The organism is Serratia sp. BNK-4 (assembly GCF_048685115.1).
Taxonomy (GTDB): domain Bacteria; phylum Pseudomonadota; class Gammaproteobacteria; order Enterobacterales; family Enterobacteriaceae; genus Serratia; species Serratia bockelmannii.
This window is the reverse complement of record NZ_JBLQTM010000001.1, coordinates 1,093,096-1,112,506: the sequence shown is the minus strand read 5'-3', so window position 1 is coordinate 1,112,506 and position 19,411 is coordinate 1,093,096. Positions and strand designations below refer to the sequence as shown.

The following is a 19,411-nucleotide window of genomic DNA, read 5'->3' as shown; positions in this document are numbered from 1 at the left end:
TTCTTACTCAAAGGGGCACTGATGTTCACCGTTCGTCAGGCATTGCTGGAAGATTTAACGCAAGTGCGCGATATCGGCATCCGCACCTACCGCGCCCACTTCGGTGAGCTGTGGCACTACCCGCACGAGCTGGAGGCCTTTTTGGCGGAGAATTTTTCCGTCTCCGCGCTGGAACAGACGCTGCGCGATCCCGACGTGTGCTGGCTGTTGGCCTATGAGAATGACGCCCTCGTCGGCTATGCGCGGCTCAACGTCGACAGCCTGCTGGCGCCAACGCAAACCCGTGGCGCAGAGCTGCAGAAAATCTATTTCCTGCCGGGCCATGCCGGCAATGGCTATGGCCAGCGCCTGTTCGAACAGGTGCAACAGCGGGCCATCGAGCGCCGGCAAAAGACGCTGTGGCTGGAGGTGCTGCAACGCAACACCGGCGCCCAACGCTTTTATCAGCGCCAGGGATTGAGCATTTGTGGCGAGACCTGCTACACCAGCGCCCAGGGCTCGATAGGCATCTGGTATATGAGCAAGGCGCTGTAACCGCGCCCCGCTCCGCCGTCGTTAGCGCGGCTCCCGCTGCAGCATCAGGAACAGCAAGGCAAACGCATTGGGCGCCAGGTAGATCAGCGCCCCCAGCTGCACCGCCAGCGGATCCTTCTTGGCCTGCCAGGCCATAAACCAGTCGCCGGCGACCACCATAAAACCGACGCCCCACACCGCAATTGCGCAAAGCGCCCCCAGCATCGCCCAGGCTTTGCCCTTGGCGAAGGCGGCGTAAGGGCCTTTCAATCGCCCGATCATCAGCACCACGCCCGCGGCCGCGAATAGGCCGGCCAGCGTTTCCAGCGTGGTGATGACCGCCAACCCCAACATGCAGGCCCAGTCGGCGCGGATCGCGCGCCACATCAGCCCCGGCGTTTGATAAGTATCCTGCATGGCAAGCAGCGGCCCCACCGCATTGCGCGCGGTGCCGGCGAAATCCGCCGTATTGTTCAACAGGCTGAACAGCCCCCACAGAGCCGGAAACAGAGACAGGACGATGCAACCGAGGCGTGACACAGTGATTTCGTTCATGGTTATCCTTAATGAATAAACGGGTGGCTCCCGTCCTCATGACGGGACCGCTATTGAGATCCTGATAGTTTGACGTGCACAATGTAAGAACTAATCTTACAATGACGCAGCATAGCCGAAAGTGAGGAGGAACAATGGGCAGAACACTAACGGTAGATCTGGGTGACGAACTGCGTAGCTTCGTCGAAGACCTGGTGGCCAGCGGCGATTACCGAACGCCCAGCGAAGTCATCCGCGAATCCGTGCGCACTTTGCGCGAACGTACCGCCGCCTCAAAACTGGAAGAGCTTAGGCGCTTGATCGCCGAAGGAGAGAACAGCGGCGAAGCCGTCGAATGGGATCGTGATGTGTTCATGGAAAGAATACGGAGCAAAGCAAAAGGATGCGCAGGAGAGTAACCGTTCGTCCAAAAGCGTTGGACGATATGGAAGAGATCTATTTTTACGGGTTGGCGCACTTTGGCTTGCAGGTGGCCGAAGATTATCTGCGCCGCCTGCATCAGGCTTTCGATAACCTTAGCCACCACCAACTCGGCAGAAACATCGATGCAATCGGCCCCGGCCTATGGGGATTGCCCGTCGCCAACCACCTGATTTATTTTCGACAGCACAGGCGGGAGGTGAATATCATCAGAGTGCTGCATCATTCCCGCGATCCGCTCAGCCAATCCTTTTTCAGCTGACCCAACGTTAAATCGCCACCAGCCCGCGGACGCCGTCCTGTTCCATAGCGCTGCCGGCGCCACGCTGCACGATGCTGCCGCGCGACATCACCAGATAGCTGTCCGCCAGGTCGGCGGCGAAGTCATAGAACTGCTCCACCAGCAGGATCGCCATATCGCCCCGCGACGCCAGCTGTTTGATCACCGCACCGATCTCCTTGATCACCGAAGGCTGGATCCCTTCCGTCGGCTCGTCGAGGATCAACAGCTGCGGCCGGCAGGCCAGCGCCCGGCCGATCGCCAGCTGCTGTTGCTGCCCGCCGGAAAGATCGCCGCCGCGCCGATCCTTCATTTGCCGCAGCACCGGAAACAGTTCATAGATCGGATCCGGCACCGCGCGCGCGTCGGCGCCGGAAAAACGCGCCAGCCCCATCAGCAGATTTTCCTCCACCGTCAGGCGCGGGAAAATCTCCCGCCCCTGCGGCACATAGGCGATGCCCGCCTGCACCCGCTGATGCGGCTTTTTACCGGTGATGGTTTCGCCCCGCCAACGGACGCTGCCGCTGCGCGCCGGGATCAGCCCCATCAGGCATTTCAGCAGCGTGGTCTTGCCCACGCCATTGCGCCCCAGCAGGCAGGTCACCTCGCCGATGCGCGCCTCGAACGACAGGCCGCGCAGAATGTGGCTGCCGCCGTAATACTGATTCAATTCCTCTACCTGCAGCATGATTACGCCTCCTCAGCGCCCCAGATATACCTCAATCACCCGTTCATCGGCCTGCACCTGCGCCAGCGATCCTTCCGCCAGCACCTGTCCCTGATGCAGCACCGTCACGCGATCGGCAATGGTTTCCACAAACCCCATGTCGTGCTCCACCACCATCAGCGAATGCTTGCCCGCCAGCTCGCGGAACAGTTCGGCGGTGTAGTCGGTTTCAGCGTCGGTCATGCCGGCCGCCGGCTCGTCGAGCAACAGCAGGTGCGGTTCCTGCACCAGCAGCATGCCGATCTCGAGAAACTGTTTCTGCCCGTGGGACAGCAGCCCGGCAGGCCGGTGGCGCTCATGCCCCAGCCGCAGGGTCTTCAGCATCTCGTCGATGCGGTCGCGCTGTTCGCTGCTTAAACGGGCGCGCAGGCAGGCCCACACCGACTTGCGGGTTTTCTGGGCGATCTCCAGATTTTCGAACACCGTCAGCGCCTCGAACACCGTCGGTTTTTGAAACTTGCGGCCGATGCCGGCGTGGGCGATCTGCATCGGCGCCAGCCGGGTCAGATCGACGGTCTGGTCGTAAAACACCCTGCCGCTGTCCGGCCGGGTTTTGCCGGTGATCACATCCATCAGCGTGGTCTTGCCGGCGCCGTTGGGGCCGATCACGCAGCGCAGTTCGCCGACGCCAATGCGCAGCGACAGATCGGTCAGCGCGCGAAAACCGTCGAAGCTGACGTTGACGTTATCGAGCTGCAGCACCGGATCGGTTTGCTGCCGGTATTTGTCCGCCGGCAGCGGATGGGTAAACAGTTCGTCGGTCACTTGCATCGCCTTCATGAGGATTTCCTCCGCCGCAGCAGGCCAATCACTCCTTTCGGGAGAAACAGCGTGACGACGATAAACATCAGGCCGAGAAAAAACTGCCAGTATTCGGGAATGGCCATGGTGAACCAGCTCTTGGCGCCGTTGACGATGCCGGCGCCGAGCAGCGGCCCCACCAGGGTGCCGCGCCCGCCGAGGGCGACCCAAATGGCGGCCTCGATCGAGTTGGTCGGCGACATTTCGCCGGGGTTGATGATGCCGACCTGCGGCACATAGAGCGCGCCGGCCAGCCCGCACAGCACCGCCGACAGCGTCCAGACGAACAGCTTGAAGCCCTTCGGATCGTAGCCGCAGAAGGTCAGGCGGTTTTCCGCATCGCGCACCGCGGTCAGCACCCGGCCGAACTTGCTGCGCGCCAGCGCAAAGCCGATGGCCAGGCTGGCGGCCAGCAGCAGCACCGTCGCCAGGAACAGCGCCACCCGCGTGCCGGCGGCGGTGATGGGAAAGCCGAGCAGCGTGGTGAAACCGGTAAAGCCGTTATTGCCGCCGAAACCGGTCTCGTTGCGAAAGAACAGCAGCATGCCGGCATAGGTCAGCGCCTGGGTCATGATCGAGAAGTACACCCCTTTGATTTTCGAGCGAAAGGCGAAGTAGCCGAACAGGAAAGCCAACAGGCCCGGCACCAGCACGATCAGGCACAGCGCCCAGGCGAAATGCTGGGTGCCGCTCCAGAACCACGGCAGCTCGTTCCAGGAGAGGAACGCCATAAACGCCGGCAGCCCGTCGCCCGCCGCCTGCCGCATCAGGTACATGCCCATGGCGTAGCCGCCGAGCGCGAAGAACAGCCCGTGGCCGAGCGACAGCAGCCCGGCATAGCCCCACACCAGATCGAGCGCCACCGCCACCACCGCGTAGCACAGGATCTTGCCCGCCAGCGTCAGGGTATAGGTGGACACCGCCAGCGGATGATCCGCCGGCAACAACGTCATGAACGGCATGACCAGCAGCGCCAGCAACGCCAGCCCGCCGATGCTCAACGCCAGCCGGGGCGCTTTCTGCACGCCGGTTACGGTCAATGGTTGGCTCATCAGTCAATCACCCTGCCCTTAAGGGCGAACAGCCCCTGCGGACGCTTTTGAATAAACAGAACGATCAGCACCAGGATCAGGATCTTGCCCAACACGGCGCCGATCTGCGGCTCGAGGATCTTGTTGACGATGCCGAGGCCGAAGGCCGCCGCCACCGTCCCCGCCAGCTGGCCGACGCCGCCGAGCACCACCACCAGGAACGAGTCGATAATGTAACCTTGCCCCAGCTCCGGCCCGACGTTGCCCAACTGCGACAGCGCCACCCCGCCAAGCCCGGCGATGCCGGATCCCAACCCGAAGGCCAGCATGTCCACCCGCCCGGTGGGCACGCCGCAGCAGGCCGCCATCGCGCGGTTTTGCGTCACCGCGCGCACGTTCATGCCGAGCCGGGTTTTGTTCAGCAGCAGCCAGGTCAACGCCAGCACCAGCAGCACGAACGCGATCACCGCGATGCGGTTCCACGGCAACACCAGGTTCGGCAACAGCTGCACGCCGCCCGACAGCCACGCCGGGTTGGCGACCTCGACGTTCTGCGCGCCGAACAGCACCCGCACCAGTTGGATCAGCACCAGGCTGATGCCCCAGGTGGCCAGCAGGGTTTCCAGCGGCCGGCCGTACAGGTGGCGGATCACCGTGCGCTCCAGCAGCATGCCGATCCCGGCGGTGATGGCGAACGCCACCGGCAGCGCCGCCAGCGGGTAGAGCGCCAGCCACTGCGGCGCAAATTGCTGAAACAACCCCTGCACCAGATAGGCGGAATAGGCGCCGAGCATCAGCATTTCGCCGTGCGCCATATTGATGACGCCGAGCAGGCCGTAGGTGATCGCCAGACCAAGCGCCGCCAACAGCAGGATCGAGCCGAGCGACAGGCCGCTGAACGCCTGGCCGAGCAGATCGCCGATCATCAGGCGGTGCTGCACGCGCTGCAGGCTGCGCTGCGCCTCGGCGCGCACCGCGGCGTCCGGCTCATTGGCCGCGTCGGTCAAGGCTTGCAGCCGCGCGCGGGTTTCCGGCTCGCCCGATTCCCCCAGCAGCCGCACCGCATTGAAACGCACCTGCGGGCTGGCGTCGGCCAATTGCAGGTTCGCCAGCGCAATGCTCAGCGCGTCGCGTACCTGCGGGTCTTTCTCCTGCGCCAGCCGCCGGGTCAACAGCGGCAACTGCTCGCCCTGCGCCTCGCGCTGCAGCGCGGTCGCCGCCTGCAGCCGCACCGCCGCGTCCGCGCTGACCAACCGCTGCGCCGACAATGCGTTGGCGATCAGAATGCGTAGCCGGTTGTTCAGCCACACCTTCTTCGGCTCGCCAACCGGGGCCGCCTCACCTTCAAGCGGCAGATAGCGGTCGCCCTGGCGGATAAAGGCGCGTTTCGCCCCGTCGATCGCCACGGTTTCCTGCTGCAGCCCCTGCAGCAACGGCAGGCGCGCGGCGTCCGGCTCGGCCGCCCACGCCTGCAGCAGTTTAGCCTGCTGCGCGCGAGTGGCCGCCGCGAACTCATCGGCCGGCCCGGCCTGCGCCAGCAGGGGCCAGGCGCACAACAGCCACAGCCCGGCGCGCAGAGAGGATAAAAACGGAGATTGCATCAGCTGCCTCTTCTGTTGGGCCGGCGCGCGTCGAGCCGCGCCGGCGCTGAGTGACGTTACTTGCCGCCTTTCACCGGGTAATCCGGTTTTTTGTCGTTGCCGGCAATATACGGACTCCACGGCTGCGCGCGCACCGGCGCCTCGGTCTGCCACACCACGTTGAACTGGCCGTTGCCCTCGATCTCGCCGATCATCACCGGTTTGTGCAGGTGGTGATTGGTCTTGTCCATGGTCAGCGTGAAGCCCGACGGCGCGGCGAAGGTTTGCCCGGCCATCGCCGCGCGCACCTTATCGACGTCGGTAGTGCCGGCTTTTTCCACCGCCTGCGCCCACATGTGGAGGCCGACGTAGGTGGCTTCCATCGGATCGTTGGTCACCGCGGTGGCGTAATTCGGCAGATTGTGCGCCTTGGCGTAGGCTTTCCACTGGCTGACAAACTGTTTGTTGGTCGGGTTATCCAGCGATTCGAAGTAGTTCCAGGCCGCCAGGTTGCCCACCAGCGGTTTGGTGTCGATGCCGCGCAGCTCTTCCTCGCCGACCGAGAAGGCGATCACCGGCACGTCCGTGGCCTTGACGCCCTGGTTGGCGAGTTCTTTGTAGAACGGCACGTTGGAATCGCCGTTGATGGTGGAGATCACCGCGGTATTGCCGCCGGCGGCGAACTTCTTGATGTTGGCGACGATGGTCTGGTAATCGCTGTAGCCGAACGGCGTATAGACCTCTTCGATATCCTTGTCCTGCACGCCTTTACTGTGCAGGAAGGCACGCAGGATCTTGTTGGTGGTGCGCGGATAGACGTAATCGGTGCCCAACAGGAAGAAGCGCTTGGCGCCGCCGCCGTCCTCGCTCAGCAGGTATTCCACTGCCGGGATCGCCTGCTGGTTCGGCGCCGCGCCGGTGTAGAACACGTTCGGCGACATCTCTTCGCCTTCGTATTGCACCGGATAGAACAGCAGCCCGTTCAGCTCCTCAAACACCGGCAGCACCGACTTGCGCGACACCGAAGTCCAGCAGCCGAACACCGCCGCCACCTTGTCCTGGCTCAGCAGCTGGCGCGCCTTTTCGGCGAACAGCGGCCAGTTGGAGGCCGGATCCACCACCACCGGCTCCAGCTTTTTGCCGAGCACCCCACCTTTGGCGTTGATCTCGTCGATGGTCATCAGCGCCACATCCTTGAGCGGCGTCTCGGAAATCGCCATGGTGCCAGAGAGCGAACTCAGAATACCGACCTTGATGGTGTCGGCGGCCTGCGCGCTCCAGGCCAGGCCCAGGCCGACAGCGGCGGCGGACAGCGCAAAAGCTTTGATAAAACGACGACGTTGCATAGTTCAAACTCCTGATGTGTGTGAAATCAAAATCGTTACGCCGAGCGCGCGGGCGGCTGAGCCCGCGCCTGGTGCAACATGTGCAGCGTTATTTTTCGCACTTCTGCCTTGCTGACGGCGATGTGCTCGCCGAGCAGCGTTTGCGCCTCCTCGCTTTGCCGCTGCAGGATCGCCTGCAAAATGGCGGCGTGCTCGCGGTAGGTGGCGTCCACCCGCGCCTGCTGGGTGAAATCCAGCCGGCGAATGATGCGGATCTTTTCGGTCAGCTCGCGGTGGATGCGCGCCATTTCGCCGTTGCCCGCCGCGGCCACCAACGCCTGATGAAACTGCTCATCGTGCTGCGACACCGCCTTGCCGTCCGCCAGGCGCGGCGCTTCGGTCCAAAAACGGCTCAGTGCCGCCAGCGCGTCCGGCGTTTCCCCGGCCGGGCGTTCGCACAGCCGTTTCACCGCCTCTTGCTCCAGCACGATGCGCAGGTCGTACAGCTCTTCGAAGTAGGCGAAGTCGAACGGCCGCACCTGCCAGCCGCTGCGAAACAGCACCTCGACATAGCCTTCGCGCTCCAGCCGAAACAGCGCCTGACGCACCGGCGTGCGGCTGGCCGCCATGCGCTGCGCCACGTCGCTTTCGCTGAAGCGATCGCCCGGCAGCAGGCGAAACTCGAAGATGTCGGCCTTGAGCTGCAGATAAATGCGCTCCGCCAGCCCCTCCGGGCGCGCCTTGTGCTCTCCGTTGGTGATTTGCATCATCGCTCCTCCGTTCAGACCGCCTTTTCCAGCCACAGCAGGGCGTCGCCCGGCCCGACCGGCCGCCCCTGCCGGCAGCTGATGCGTTTAACGATCCCGGCGCGCGGTGCGGTGACCGCCAGCTCCATTTTCATCGCCTCGACCACGATCAGCGGCTGCCCGGCCGCCACCGCCTGCCCCGGTTCCACCAGGATCTTCCACACGCTGCCGTTCAGATCGGCGCTGACCAGATCGCCGTCGATGGCGTCTTCTTCCTCCGGCGGCAACAGCTGCGCCTCGGCCTCGTCGTCATCGCTGCGCCAGCGCGCCACTTCGGCGCTGAACGCCTGCTGCTGGCGATGCTGGAAGTCGGCGATCGCCCCGGCGTTGTCGGCCAGGAAACGGGTGTAGGCGGCGAAGTCAAACTCGCTCTCTTCGATGCGCACCTGCATGCGCCCTTCACGGAACGCTTCGCGCTGCTCGTCCAGTTCTTGCTCGCTGACCGGGTAGAAGCGCACCTGATCGAAGAAGCGCAGCAGCCAGGGCTCACCGGCGGTGAACTGCGGGTTTTTGAGGAATTTGTTCCAGATCGGCAGCGTGCGCCCCACCAGCTGGTAACCGCCCGGCGAGTCCATGCCGTAGATGCACATGTACATGCCGCCGATGCCGACCGTCCCTTCGGCGGTGTGGGTGCGCGCCGGGTTATATTTGGAGCTCAGTAGGCGATGGCGCGGATCGAGCGGCACCGCGCAGGGCGCGCCGAGGTAGACGTCGCCCAGCCCGAGGATCAGGTAGCTGGCGTCGAACAGAATGTCGCGCACCTGCTCGCGTCGGCTCAGGCCATTGATGCGCTGAATGAAATCGACGTTGTTCGGCAGCCAGGGCGCCGAGGCGCGCACCGTCTGTTGATAGCGATCCACCGCCCCCAGCGTGGCCGAATCTTCGAACGCCATCGGCAGCCACACGGTGCGCGTCGGCACCTTCAGGCGGCTGACGTCCCCCAGCGCCCGTTCACGCGCCAGCAGGCGCTGCAGCAAGTCGGCCTGGCTAATCTGCCGGCTGTCGTAGCGGATCTGCAGTGAACGCACGCCCGGCGCCAGCTCCGCCACGCCCGGTATCACCTCCTCCCGCAGCGACTGCATCAGCAGATGAATGCGCAGCCGCAGCGCCAGATCGAGCACGTTGTCGCCGTACTCCATCAGGATGTAGCCGTCCCCCGCCTGGCGATACGCCACCGCCGGGCGCCCGTCCGCCGCCGGCAGCGCCGCCAGCACCGCGGCGGAAACGGTCTCCGCCGGGGCCAGATCCGGCGGCGGCAGGGTGATGGCCTTCACCGCCGCCAGCGCTTCGATGCTGCCGAGCTGCGCCTGCTCCAGCGACTGCGCCTGCCGGAAGCCGATCGGATGGAAACGGATGCGGTCGCCCGGCTTCACCTGCCCCACTTTCCACAGCTCGGCCTTGGCGATGGTCACCGGGCAGACGAAGCCGCCAAGGCTGGGCCCGTCGCGGGTCAGGATCACCGGGAAGTCGCCGGTGAAGTTGATGGCGCCGATGGCGTACTCGCAATCGTGCACGTTGGAAGGATGCAAACCGGCCTCGCCGCCGTCCTCCCGCGCCCACTCGGGCTTCGGCCCCGCCAGGCGCACCCCGAGGCGGTTGGAGTTGTAATGCACCTGCCAGTCGGTGGCAAAAAAGGCCTCTATCGATTCAGCGGTGAAAAAGTCCGGCGCGCCGTGCGGCCCGTACAGCACGCCGATGTGCCACTGGTCGCCGTAGTGCGGGATCAGGCTGTCGTCCATCGCCTGCGGCGCGGCGATCGGCGCCGGCGTAGTGCTGGCCGCCAGCGCCGGTTGGGCGATCGCCAACATGTCCGCCACGCGCAAGGTGCGCCCGGCGTGGCCGCCGAACTGGCCCAGCGCGAAGGTGGAGCGGCTGCCGAGATACACCGGCACGTCAAAGCCGTTACGTACCGCCAGATAGGTGCGGCAGCCTTGCGTGGCGCGCCCCAGCGTCAATACCTGCCCGGCCCGCACCGCGATCGGCCGCCAATACGCAACCGCTTCACCGTCCAGATCGGCCGGGCAGCTCGCGCCCGTCAGCGCGAGGGTGGCGTCGCAGTGAAAGCGCAGCGTCGGCCCCTGCAGGGTAAACTCCAACCCGGCGGCCGCCGGGTGGTTGCCGACGATGCGGTTGGCCAGCCGAAACGCGAAGTCGTCCATCGGGCCGGACGGCGGCACGCCGATGTCCCAATAGCCGAGGCGGCCGGGATAATCCTGCACGCTGCTGTAGGTGCCGGGTTGCAGCACTTCGAGGCAGTGCGGCTGGAAACGCACATCGTCCAGCAGGCGCGTCCAGACGTCGCCGCACTGAAATTGCGGCGTGGCGATCACCTGCCGCAGATAGTCGAGGTTGGTGGCGATGCCGTGCAAACGGGTCGCCGCCAGCGCCACGCGCAATTTTTCCAGCGCCTGCGCCCGATCGGCGCCGTGCACGATCAGCTTGGCGATCATCGGGTCGTAAAACGCCGACACTTCGCTGCCGGTCGCCACCCAACCGTCGAGGCGCACGTCGTCAGGGAAATGCACCTCGGTCAGCACGCCGGGGCTAGGCTGGAAGTTTTTCAGCGGATCTTCGGCGTAGAGGCGCACTTCGATCGCCGCGCCCTGCGGCGCGCGCTGCAACGCCGCCCAATCCAGCGCGTCGCCCGCCGCCACCTGCAGCATGCATGCGATCAGATCCAGGCCGGTGACCATTTCTGTAACCGGGTGCTCGACCTGTAAGCGGGTGTTCACTTCCAGGAAATAAAACTCGTCGCGCGCGGCGTCATAGATAAACTCTACGGTGCCGGCGCTGCGGTAATTCACCGACTCGCCCAGCGCCACCGCCGCCCGATGCAGCGCCTGGCGGGTCGCCGCCGGCAGGTGCGGCGCCGGCGTTTCCTCCACCACCTTTTGGTTGCGCCGCTGCAGCGAACAGTCGCGCTCGCCGAGCGCCGCCACCCGCCCCTGGCCATCGCCGAAAATCTGCACCTCGACGTGGCGCGCCCGATCGACAAAGCGTTCGATAAAGGCGCCGGCGTCGCGGAAGAATTGCTCTCCCAGCCGTTTGACGCTGTCGTACGCGTCGCGCAGCGCCGCCTCGTCGTCACAGCGCGTCAGGCCGATGCCGCCGCCGCCGGCGGTGCTTTTCAGCATCACCGGGTAGCCGATGCGCGCGGCGGCCGAGACCGCCTGCTCAACGCTCTCCAGCAAGCCGGTGCCCGGCGTCATCGGCACCCCGGCCAACGCCGCCAGCTCGCGCGCCCGGTGCTTGAGGCCGAACTCGCGGATCTGCGCCGCCGTCGGGCCGATAAAGGCGATGCCCGCCGCTTCGCAGGCATCGGCAAACTCGGCGCTCTCGGACAAAAAGCCGTAGCCGGGGTAGATCGCCTGCGCGCCGGTGGCCGCTGCCGCCGCGAGGATCTTGTCGATGCGCAGGTAGCTGTCGGCGGCCTTGTCGCCGCCAAGCGCCACCGCCCTGTCGGCCTCGGCGACGTGCGGCGCATTGCGGTCGGCGTCGGAATAGACCGCCACGCTGGTTACGCCCAGGCGTTTCAGGGTGCGAATGGCGCGGCAGGCGATTTCGCCGCGGTTAGCGATCAGTACGGTAGTAAACATGTTCATGCCCCCTTAACGCTGGCGAGATAGTCGCGCCAGCCGCCAAACTCAGTGATATCCGTCGCGTCTTCCAGCGCCCAGGCTTCGCAGATAAACCCCTTCACCCGCCGGCCGTCCGCCAGCAGCAGCGTGCCGATGCCCAATGGCGCCGGAATTTCCGCCACAAACTCGCCGAAACGGGCCAGCGGGATGTCCCACAGCTCAACCCGGATCGCCGCCCCCTGCGCCGCGCGCGCCAGCCCCGGCTTCGGCGGCTCGGTATCGGCCAGCGCATACAGGCGATAGCAGGGGGCGGTAGCGGTTTGCTCCACCTGCACCGCGTCGCGCTGTGTCAGCTGGACGTTGAGCGGCATGCCGCTAAGGTGAGCGCCCACTACCGCCAGACGCACGTGCCCTGTGGACGGCGCAGGCACAGGCTGCGGCGGCAATGCCCGGCCGATAGCGCCGAGCGGCAAGGCGCTTTGCCGTTGCCAGCGCAGGCCAAACGCCGCCAGCGCCCGGTCATGCCAGGCGGGCGCAATCAGGGTGATGCCCGCCGGCAGACCGTCTTCGCGCAGCGGCCCCGGCAGCGCCAGCGCGCTCAAATCGGCCAGGTTGGTGAAATTGGTGTAAGTGCCGAATTGCGAATTGAACAGCACCGGCTCCTGCGCCATCTCCGCCAGGGTGCGGATAGTGGGCGCGGTCGGCACCACCAGCGCGTCGAACGGCGCCAGCCGCTGGGCGATTTGCCGCGCCAGCTCGGCGCGCAGGTATTCCGCCTTGTAGGCGTCGCAGGCGCTGTAGCCGAGGCCGTTGCCGACGATGCCGCGCACCACCGGATCGATGGCCTGCGGGCTCGCTTCCAGCACCTGCTCAATGGCTACCGTGCGCTCCGCCACCCAGGGGCCGTAATACAGCTGTTCCGCCAGAGTGCGAAACGGCGCGAAATCGAGGGGTTCCAGCGTCGCGCCGCCCGCCTGCAGCTGCGCCAGCGCACGGTGAAACGCCCGCTCGGCCTGAACGTCGCCGAAAAACTCCAACTGGGCGGGAACGGCGAAACGCGGTGCGGCGGGGATATCCGCCGGCGCGGTATGCGGATCGGGGCGGGAATACGGGTCTGCCGCGTCAAAGCCGCTCGCCAACTCCGCCACCTGCGCGGCGTCGGCCACGGTCAGCGCGAAGACCGACACCGTATCGTTCAACCGACAGGCCGGCACCACGCCGCGGTTGGACAACCGCCCCTTGGTCGGCTTCAGCCCGACGATGTTGTTGAACCCGGCGGGCACGCGCCCCGAACCGGCGGTGTCGGTGCCGAGCGCGAACGGCACCAGGCCGCGTGCCACCACTGAGGCGGAGCCGGAGCTGGAACCGCCGCTGACGTAGCGGCTGTCGAAGCTGTTGACCACCGCGCCATACGGTGAGCGAGTGCCTACCAACCCGGTAGCGAACTGGTCGAGGTTGGTTTTACCGAGGGCGATCGCCCCGGCGGCGCGCAGGCGGGCGACCACGGTGGCGTCCGCCGCGGCCTGATAGGTGAACGCCGGGCAGGCGGCGCTGGTCGGCCAGCCGCCGACGTCGATATTGTCTTTGATGGCGAAGGGCACGCCGAACAGCGGCAGGCGGCTGAGATCGCCAGCGACCGCCTCGAGCCTCTGTGCCAGCTGCCGATACTGCTGCTCGCGCTGCGCCGGCGTAGCGAGATACAGCCAGGCGTTATCGTCTGGGTTCAGCCCGGCGACCAGCGTTTCGATCGTCGCACTGACGCAGGCAAGGCGCTCGCCCGCCGGGCGGGTTTGGTAATGGTGTTGCCATTCACTGAGGGTAAAACCGCACGCTACAACAGATTCGCTCATCGACTGAATTCCATCTGGTACACAAGATGGGATTCAACAGAGCAACCGGCGTGCCAATTTTTAATCTCATGATTTCAATAAATTATAATTAAAACTTATGACGACGAAGGTGAACGGCCTGCACCAGCGGCGCGCAGCGGGAGAACAAAAAGAGTGCAATAAGGGGATGATGCAGAGGAAAAAACGGGGCGACGACACTCGCCGCCCCGGAGGCCGATGTGGATAGGTCAACCGTCAACCGCAAGCTCAGCACCTACCATGTGGTGAGCGCTACCCTTCTCCAGGTATTGGCCGCCGTGCAAATATAAAAGAACGTGGAGTCTGCCGACCATTGGCCTATTTTACCGGGCGCAACGGCCGAAGCGGGGACAGCAACTCTGACACCTACAGGATCTCCGTTCACGTTCGCTGAATCATAAATATTCAACACTTTTATGTGGCCGGAGGAGAATTGGTTATTCGGCCCACCAATAGGATAAGCGCCGTTACCGGCCGGATAGATGCCATTATCCGCAACCGTTAACTGCTTGGTGTACAACCCGCTCCATTTAAATGAGGGTTGTCCTAAGGCGGTCGCGATATCCTTCTGCGGCGAAAAATCCGCCGGGGAGATGGACACGCCGCTGCTGGTCGTATTGTTATTAGCGCCAAGCGTAAACTTAGGTGAAAAACTAATTAAAGAAGCCCCGTCCTGAGCCAACCTGACGCCCGGTTCAAACCCCTGAAGGTTATTGCCTGGAGAAATGCCGCCAAAGTAATGGTAGCTGGTACTCCCTCCTTTGGCGGCATAGAACAGGTTATCGGATTCGCCCTTGATGCCATGGAAAATCGCCGGATAAGCGCCATGGCTGGCCCTGTCCGCCAAGGACCACGGAAGTTGCCTAGGAGCCATATCGGCGATTGCCGCGTTGGCGAATCTTGTCGTATTGCTCAGCATGTTATCAAACACAAATGCCGCCGCGATGCCGTTTACCGGTTCTGCAGCCACATTGTAAGTGGTATTACTCACATTATAGAAACCGCCTCGACATTCAAAAGTGCTTCCATCACTCGGAAGAATAGTTTCACCTTCGCAAGTAAACTGCCCCAGGATGTTATCGGTGTTGGTTCGGGTGAGTTTAATCGCCGTAGCGCCGACGCCACCGAACAGGTGGATATAGCAGAAACCGTTGTACCACGTTGCTCTGTTGGCGTTTCCTCTCAGCTCCAGCCCCACGCCGGCATCCGTATTTGTGCCACCATCGCCCGGATTGCCGGAGACTTTGATCTGACATTGAATTTCATGGAACCCCACGCCGTGGAAGGAGCTATCCCCGCCATTGCTCTCCATCAATATGTTGGACAGGCCGCGGTGGAACCGGCAAGAGTGAAAACTGACGAACTCGGTAAACGCACCGGCATAGCCGTTCAACAGATGTAAGTTCACAAAAAACTTCATAATCAGCAATCTTTCATGCCGCATGAAACAGGAACCATTGATCCGATAGCCGGTGCCCGTATATAACGCGCCCTTGGCCGGCGTAATCGTCACATCGCTGATATATCTGTTGGTATGGATCCCGGAACCGCCTTTCGACTCAAAACACGCATGATCATTAGACGTCGGCTTAAAGAAGAATTTCGTACTAATCCAATTTTCGCCCTCTATCGCAATGCCTTTATCTCCGGTGTAGTTTTCTCCCCCTAAATTTAAGGTATCTGTAATGTAATAGTTACCGGCAGGAACATAGAGCTTCTTGCAGCCTTGGCTAATCGCATAAGCGATAGCCTGTTTAAACGCCTGCGTATCATCCGTACCAACGCCAGCTGTATCATTCCAATCGCCCTTCGCGCCGAACATCTGAGGGGTAATGTGGGGCACGCCTTCATTCGGGAAGGAATACTGAATGAGTTGATTGCCCGTTACCCCTGCAATCGTAGAGAGAATCGGTTTAAAAGCGCAATCCCAGACGTTCTTGCCAATGAGAGTCGTTTCGTCAAATGCCCCGCCTAACTCCAGCGCCCGAGCAGGCGCAGCAAGCTTAATCACATTCCCTTCAATAATGGCGTTTTTCCCATTCAAAAAGCGGATATAGCCAAAATCAGAGTCCGTGACCCGGTTGCCGGAAAACACCGTACGGTCGCCATAGAGCTTGATCCATACCTGGCTGCTGGCCCACCCGGAGTTGGTTATCTTGTTACCGGTCATCACGCAGCTATTGGCGAACAGAGCGACCTTACAGTTATTGATAATATTGCCTGAAAGGGTCGCCTCCGTTGCGGCAATGCCATTGAAGGCCGACGTCGTGGAGGTACCACAGTAATTTAAAAAGTTATCTGCGATAACAGACTCCGCGACAGAAATATCGTTATTGCCGTGATAATCGATGCCATTCTCAACGGTATCTTCAACGTGATTCCCAATAATTCGTGAATTATTCGTAGAGATTTTGGTGGGGTTATTTACTAAGGAATAGTCTATCTGAATGCCGAACCTTTCGATCGTTTTGATGTAGTTATTAGAGATATTAATGTCACTGATTCCACCCAGCGAAATGCCATAGCTGGTATTAACAATATGGTTATTGGCAACGGTCAGGTTAGTGAATGAATGAGGCGTGCCGGTCACTTCATTATTCAATGTCACCCCGCCCCCTCTTTGCGTATGCCCGGCCCCAGCGGGTTTAGCGGGTTTATGTCCATCATGAATATGATTGTTCACAATCAAGATGTCATAAGCATCTCGGTTCACGCCCGTTTTCAGCAAGATCCCGTCACCCTGATGATTCGTCAGTTCGTTATTCTGGATTGTAATATGGCGTCCGCCACGAACGGCGATAGGTTCTTCACCCAGATCTTTAAGTAAATTGTTCTCAAGGGTAACTGACGTACAGTCAGAAAGGCCCAAAGCATCGGTATGCATGCTGATGACGCAATTTCTCACGGTGAAGTTTTCACAACGGGTGAAAGCCATGCCGGTACACGCGCGAGTGGCATACCACCAAATAGGATCTGCATCTTTCTGAGTCACCTTTCTCGTGATCCTCAGATCTTCCACGATGAAATTCGACTGTTCCACGGTATTAAAAATATTGATTTGAGGCGTATCGTCATCCAGGTGAATTTCACCACCGCCATAAATATGGCAGTTGCTGGGGATCTGTAGAGGCTGCCAAGCCGAACCCAACGTCAACCGATAGACATTCGCCATTCTGACCTGGCGTTTTTTCATCGAGTTAGCGGCGTCAATCGCCACTTTAGCGAACATGGCGCTGACGGCATCTCTATCGTCAGCCAGGCCATCGCCTACGGCGCCGAACTGTTCAGGGGTATATTCAGCGAATTCGCCGCCGTCATTGACCTGAGCGGCGGCATTTTTTGTGTTGAACTGTGGATCTTCTTTTGACATTTGAGCCATTGAATTACTCCTCTGGATTTTACGTTTCAATCGACATTGAACGAACCCTAGAAAAGTAAACGGACGGGCGGCTCGCCCTCCATCGATGACGGGTGGCTGAGGGCCAGTACAACAACGGCGAGCGGGAGAGCGGCAATAAAAAAGGCGCAACCTTGCGATTGCGCCTGATGTTCGGTGAACGCTGCGCGTTACTCGCCGCGAACGCGCTGCGCCAACCCTTTGAGGAAGTAGCGCAGCATCTGATCGCCGCACGGGCGGTAGTTCTTGGTGCCCTCTTTGCGGAACAGCGCGCTCAGCTCCGGCTTGGAGATGCGGAAGTCCACCGCGGTGAAAATCTGATGCATGTCGGTGTCTTTCAGCTCGAACGCCACGCGCAGCTTTTTCAGCACCAGGTTATTGGTGATCGGCAGTTCAACCGCCGGCGCCGGGAACTTGTCGTCCTTGCCGCGCTTGAAGAACACCAGGCCGTTGAGGAAGTGCGCCATCACTTCGTCAGGGCACTTCTCGTAGCCCGGCTCGCCTTCTTTGATCACGTAAGCGTCCATCGCCGACACCGCCACCTCGAAATCGTCCAGTTTGATAATCTCGACCATTTTGGCGTTGTTAATGCTCAGCATATAGCGCACGCTGCGCAGCACGTCGTTGTTCATCATGGGATTGCATTGCCTTTACTTGTCTAACGGGGACGTGCGCACATTGCGAAACGAAATGACTGCCACACACCTTGAATGTGCGGCAGTATAGGGATCGGCAAGGGGTTTCTCAATCGATTTGGCTTTTTTGCTGATACAGCGGGATGTCTTCGCCGATGATGTACTTGTTGCGCAGCATCGACGAGACCTTGTCCATGATCATCACCACCACCACCAGGATCAGGGTGATGAACATCACCACGTCCCAGTTCCACAGCCGCATGTTCTCCGCGTACACCAGGCCGATGCCGCCGGCGCCGACGAAGCCCAGCACCGCCGCTGAGCGGGTGTTGGACTCGATCTGGTACAGGCTGAGCGCCAGGAAGGTGGGGAACGATTGGGTGAAGATGCCGTAGCGGTGCTTCTGCAACCCGTTGGCGCCCACCGCCGTCAGGCCGCGGCTGGGGGACTTGTCCACCGCCTCGTGCCCTTCGGCGTACAGTTTGCCCAGCAGCCCGACGTCCTGCATCACGATCGCCAACACCCCGGCCAGCGGCCCCATGCCGACGGCGCGCACGAAGATCAGCCCCCAGATCGCCATGTCGATACCGCGCAGCACGTCCAGCAAGCGACGCACCAGCACGGAGATCGGCCGCAGCAGCGGCGTCGACATCACGTTGCGCGCGGCGAAAAACGACAGCGGCAGCGCGATCAGCGACGCGGTAATGGTGCCGGCGAACACGATGGCGATAGTAATGCCGATCTGCTGGAAGTAGTACATGAACGGCCAGTTGGCGAAGTCGTGCCAGACGAACATGCGCAGGAAATAGCGCCCCAGCTGCTGGCAGCCGTTGATAAACTGCGGCCAGCTAATGCCGAAGACCAGGAAGAAGAACACGTAATACAGCACGATCGCCAGTGCGATCAGGCCGACGGTGCGCAGGTAGCGCCCCTGCTGCGCGAAGATCGCCGGATGCTGCTGTTTCAACTGGTGCAGCGTTTCCGCCGATGCCGGAGTGCCCGCTATCATTTTGCCCCCTCCACCACGCGCTTGCGCAGCTCGCCCGACACATAGTCGAGCACGGAAACCACCACGATGATCAGCAGCAGCGTCATGCTGACCTGATCGTAGCGGTCGAGTTTAATGTTGGTCATCAGCTCCTGGCCGATGCCGCCCGCCCCCACCAGCCCCAAAATGGTCGACTGACGGAAGTTGATCTCCAGCCGCATGAAGCTGTAGGAGAGAAACACCGGCTTCACCTGCGGCCACAGGCCGAAGCGCATGCGCTGCAGCGGCGTGGCGCCACAGGCCGCCAGCCCGCGCACCGGTTTGTTGGAGGCGGTTTCGATCGATTCATAGAACAGTTTGGTCAGGCTGCCGATGGTGTGCAGCGCCAGCGCCAGGAAGCCGGGAATGGCGCCGATGCCGAACGCCATCACGAACATCACCGCCCACGCCAGCTCCGGCATGGTGCGCAAGAACGCCACCAGCGTGCGGATTGCCAGCCGCACCGAGGCCGGGGTATAGGTATTGCCGGCCGCCAGAAACGCCAGCACGGTCGCCACCAGCACCGAAAAAATGGTCGCCGCCAGCGCCAGCTGCAGGGTCTCCCAGATCAGCGGCAGCTGGATGTTCAGGCGGTAACCCCAATAGGCCAGCGAACCTTCGGTGCGCCCATCGGCGAACAGCAGGTGCCAGTGCAGCGTCGGCACGGTTTCGGCCAGGTAGTCGAAGAAGTGCGGAATAGACACCCAGACGGTGTGCAGGTTGAACTCGGCGAGGTTGCCGGCGCCCAGGTACAGCACCACCAGCCCGAGCGACCACAGCAGCGCTTCGCGTTTTTGCTTGCTGCGGATCCGTTGGTAATAGTGTGCGAAATCGGTATTCAAAGCAGGTCTTCCATCTTGATGGAACA

The 19,411-nt window shown here is 62.2% G+C and carries 16 protein-coding genes; 3 read left to right on the top strand and 13 right to left on the bottom strand.

What is annotated here, in order from left to right:
• Positions 1-21: 21 nt before the first annotated feature.
• Positions 22-534 (top strand): GNAT family N-acetyltransferase, encoded by a 513-nt coding sequence (locus ACMGGW_RS05380; RefSeq protein ID WP_197826235.1) that lies wholly within the window; start codon positions 22-24, stop codon positions 532-534.
• 21 nt (positions 535-555) lie between these two features.
• Here the strand turns inward: ACMGGW_RS05380 and ACMGGW_RS05375 are convergent, their stop codons facing one another.
• Positions 556-1,068, bottom strand: a complete 513-nt coding sequence (locus ACMGGW_RS05375; protein WP_004939438.1) for a DUF2165 family protein — start codon at positions 1,066-1,068, stop codon at positions 556-558.
• A 134-nt stretch (positions 1,069-1,202) separates the two neighbouring features.
• Here ACMGGW_RS05375 and ACMGGW_RS05370 point away from each other — a divergent pair, with 134 nt between their 5' ends.
• Together ACMGGW_RS05370 and ACMGGW_RS05365 are read left to right on the top strand one after the other, a co-directional pair.
• Positions 1,203-1,466, top strand: a complete 264-nt coding sequence (locus ACMGGW_RS05370) for a type II toxin-antitoxin system ParD family antitoxin (RefSeq protein ID WP_004939442.1) — start codon at positions 1,203-1,205, stop codon at positions 1,464-1,466.
• Complete coding sequence (locus ACMGGW_RS05365; protein WP_197812818.1) at positions 1,451-1,750, top strand: type II toxin-antitoxin system RelE/ParE family toxin; 300 nt, start codon at positions 1,451-1,453, stop codon at positions 1,748-1,750. Before ACMGGW_RS05370 ends, ACMGGW_RS05365 begins: the two co-directional genes overlap by 16 nt.
• 7 nt (positions 1,751-1,757) lie before the next feature.
• Here the strand turns inward: ACMGGW_RS05365 and urtE are convergent, their stop codons facing one another.
• From urtE to phnE (ACMGGW_RS05305), 12 genes are all read right to left on the bottom strand, one after another.
• Positions 1,758-2,456, bottom strand: a complete 699-nt coding sequence (urtE, locus tag ACMGGW_RS05360) for an urea ABC transporter ATP-binding subunit UrtE (RefSeq protein WP_043136939.1) — start codon at positions 2,454-2,456, stop codon at positions 1,758-1,760.
• Between the two features lie 12 nt (positions 2,457-2,468).
• Positions 2,469-3,275, bottom strand: a complete 807-nt coding sequence (gene urtD / locus ACMGGW_RS05355) for an urea ABC transporter ATP-binding protein UrtD (protein ID WP_015377102.1) — start codon at positions 3,273-3,275, stop codon at positions 2,469-2,471.
• Positions 3,272-4,348 (bottom strand): urea ABC transporter permease subunit UrtC, encoded by a 1,077-nt coding sequence (urtC, locus tag ACMGGW_RS05350; RefSeq protein ID WP_025302022.1) that lies wholly within the window; start codon positions 4,346-4,348, stop codon positions 3,272-3,274. The genes urtD and urtC overlap by 4 nt, the downstream gene beginning before the upstream one ends.
• Positions 4,348-5,928: an urea ABC transporter permease subunit UrtB gene (urtB, locus tag ACMGGW_RS05345; protein WP_060447578.1), complete on the bottom strand. Its 1,581-nt coding sequence runs from the start codon at positions 5,926-5,928 to the stop codon at positions 4,348-4,350. Before urtB ends, urtC begins: the two co-directional genes overlap by 1 nt.
• Positions 5,929-5,984: 56 nt before the next feature.
• Positions 5,985-7,253, bottom strand: coding sequence for an urea ABC transporter substrate-binding protein (urtA, locus tag ACMGGW_RS05340; RefSeq protein WP_025302020.1), 1,269 nt, complete (start codon positions 7,251-7,253; stop codon positions 5,985-5,987).
• A gap of 35 nt (positions 7,254-7,288) precedes the next feature.
• Complete coding sequence (locus tag ACMGGW_RS05335; RefSeq protein WP_043137204.1) at positions 7,289-7,999, bottom strand: GntR family transcriptional regulator; 711 nt, start codon at positions 7,997-7,999, stop codon at positions 7,289-7,291.
• A gap of 14 nt (positions 8,000-8,013) precedes the next feature.
• Positions 8,014-11,634 (bottom strand): urea carboxylase, encoded by a 3,621-nt coding sequence (uca, locus tag ACMGGW_RS05330; protein WP_148123230.1) that lies wholly within the window; start codon positions 11,632-11,634, stop codon positions 8,014-8,016.
• 2 nt (positions 11,635-11,636) lie between these two features.
• Complete coding sequence (gene atzF / locus ACMGGW_RS05325; RefSeq protein WP_148123229.1) at positions 11,637-13,466, bottom strand: allophanate hydrolase; 1,830 nt, start codon at positions 13,464-13,466, stop codon at positions 11,637-11,639.
• Between the two features lie 253 nt (positions 13,467-13,719).
• Complete coding sequence (locus ACMGGW_RS05320; RefSeq protein ID WP_420279236.1) at positions 13,720-16,863, bottom strand: right-handed parallel beta-helix repeat-containing protein; 3,144 nt, start codon at positions 16,861-16,863, stop codon at positions 13,720-13,722.
• Between the two features lie 188 nt (positions 16,864-17,051).
• Positions 17,052-17,516 carry a DUF1456 family protein gene (locus ACMGGW_RS05315; RefSeq protein WP_004939471.1) on the bottom strand — a complete coding sequence of 155 codons (465 nt, stop codon included), beginning with the start codon at positions 17,514-17,516 and terminating at the stop codon, positions 17,052-17,054.
• A gap of 109 nt (positions 17,517-17,625) precedes the next feature.
• The gene (gene phnE / locus ACMGGW_RS05310) at positions 17,626-18,525 is read right to left on the bottom strand and encodes a phosphonate ABC transporter, permease protein PhnE (protein ID WP_169540383.1); all 900 of its coding nucleotides are present in this window, start codon (positions 18,523-18,525) and stop codon (positions 17,626-17,628) included.
• Positions 18,522-19,385 (bottom strand): phosphonate ABC transporter, permease protein PhnE, encoded by an 864-nt coding sequence (gene phnE, locus ACMGGW_RS05305; protein ID WP_021503954.1) that lies wholly within the window; start codon positions 19,383-19,385, stop codon positions 18,522-18,524. The genes phnE (ACMGGW_RS05310) and phnE (ACMGGW_RS05305) overlap by 4 nt, the downstream gene beginning before the upstream one ends.
• Positions 19,386-19,411 lie beyond the last annotated feature (26 nt).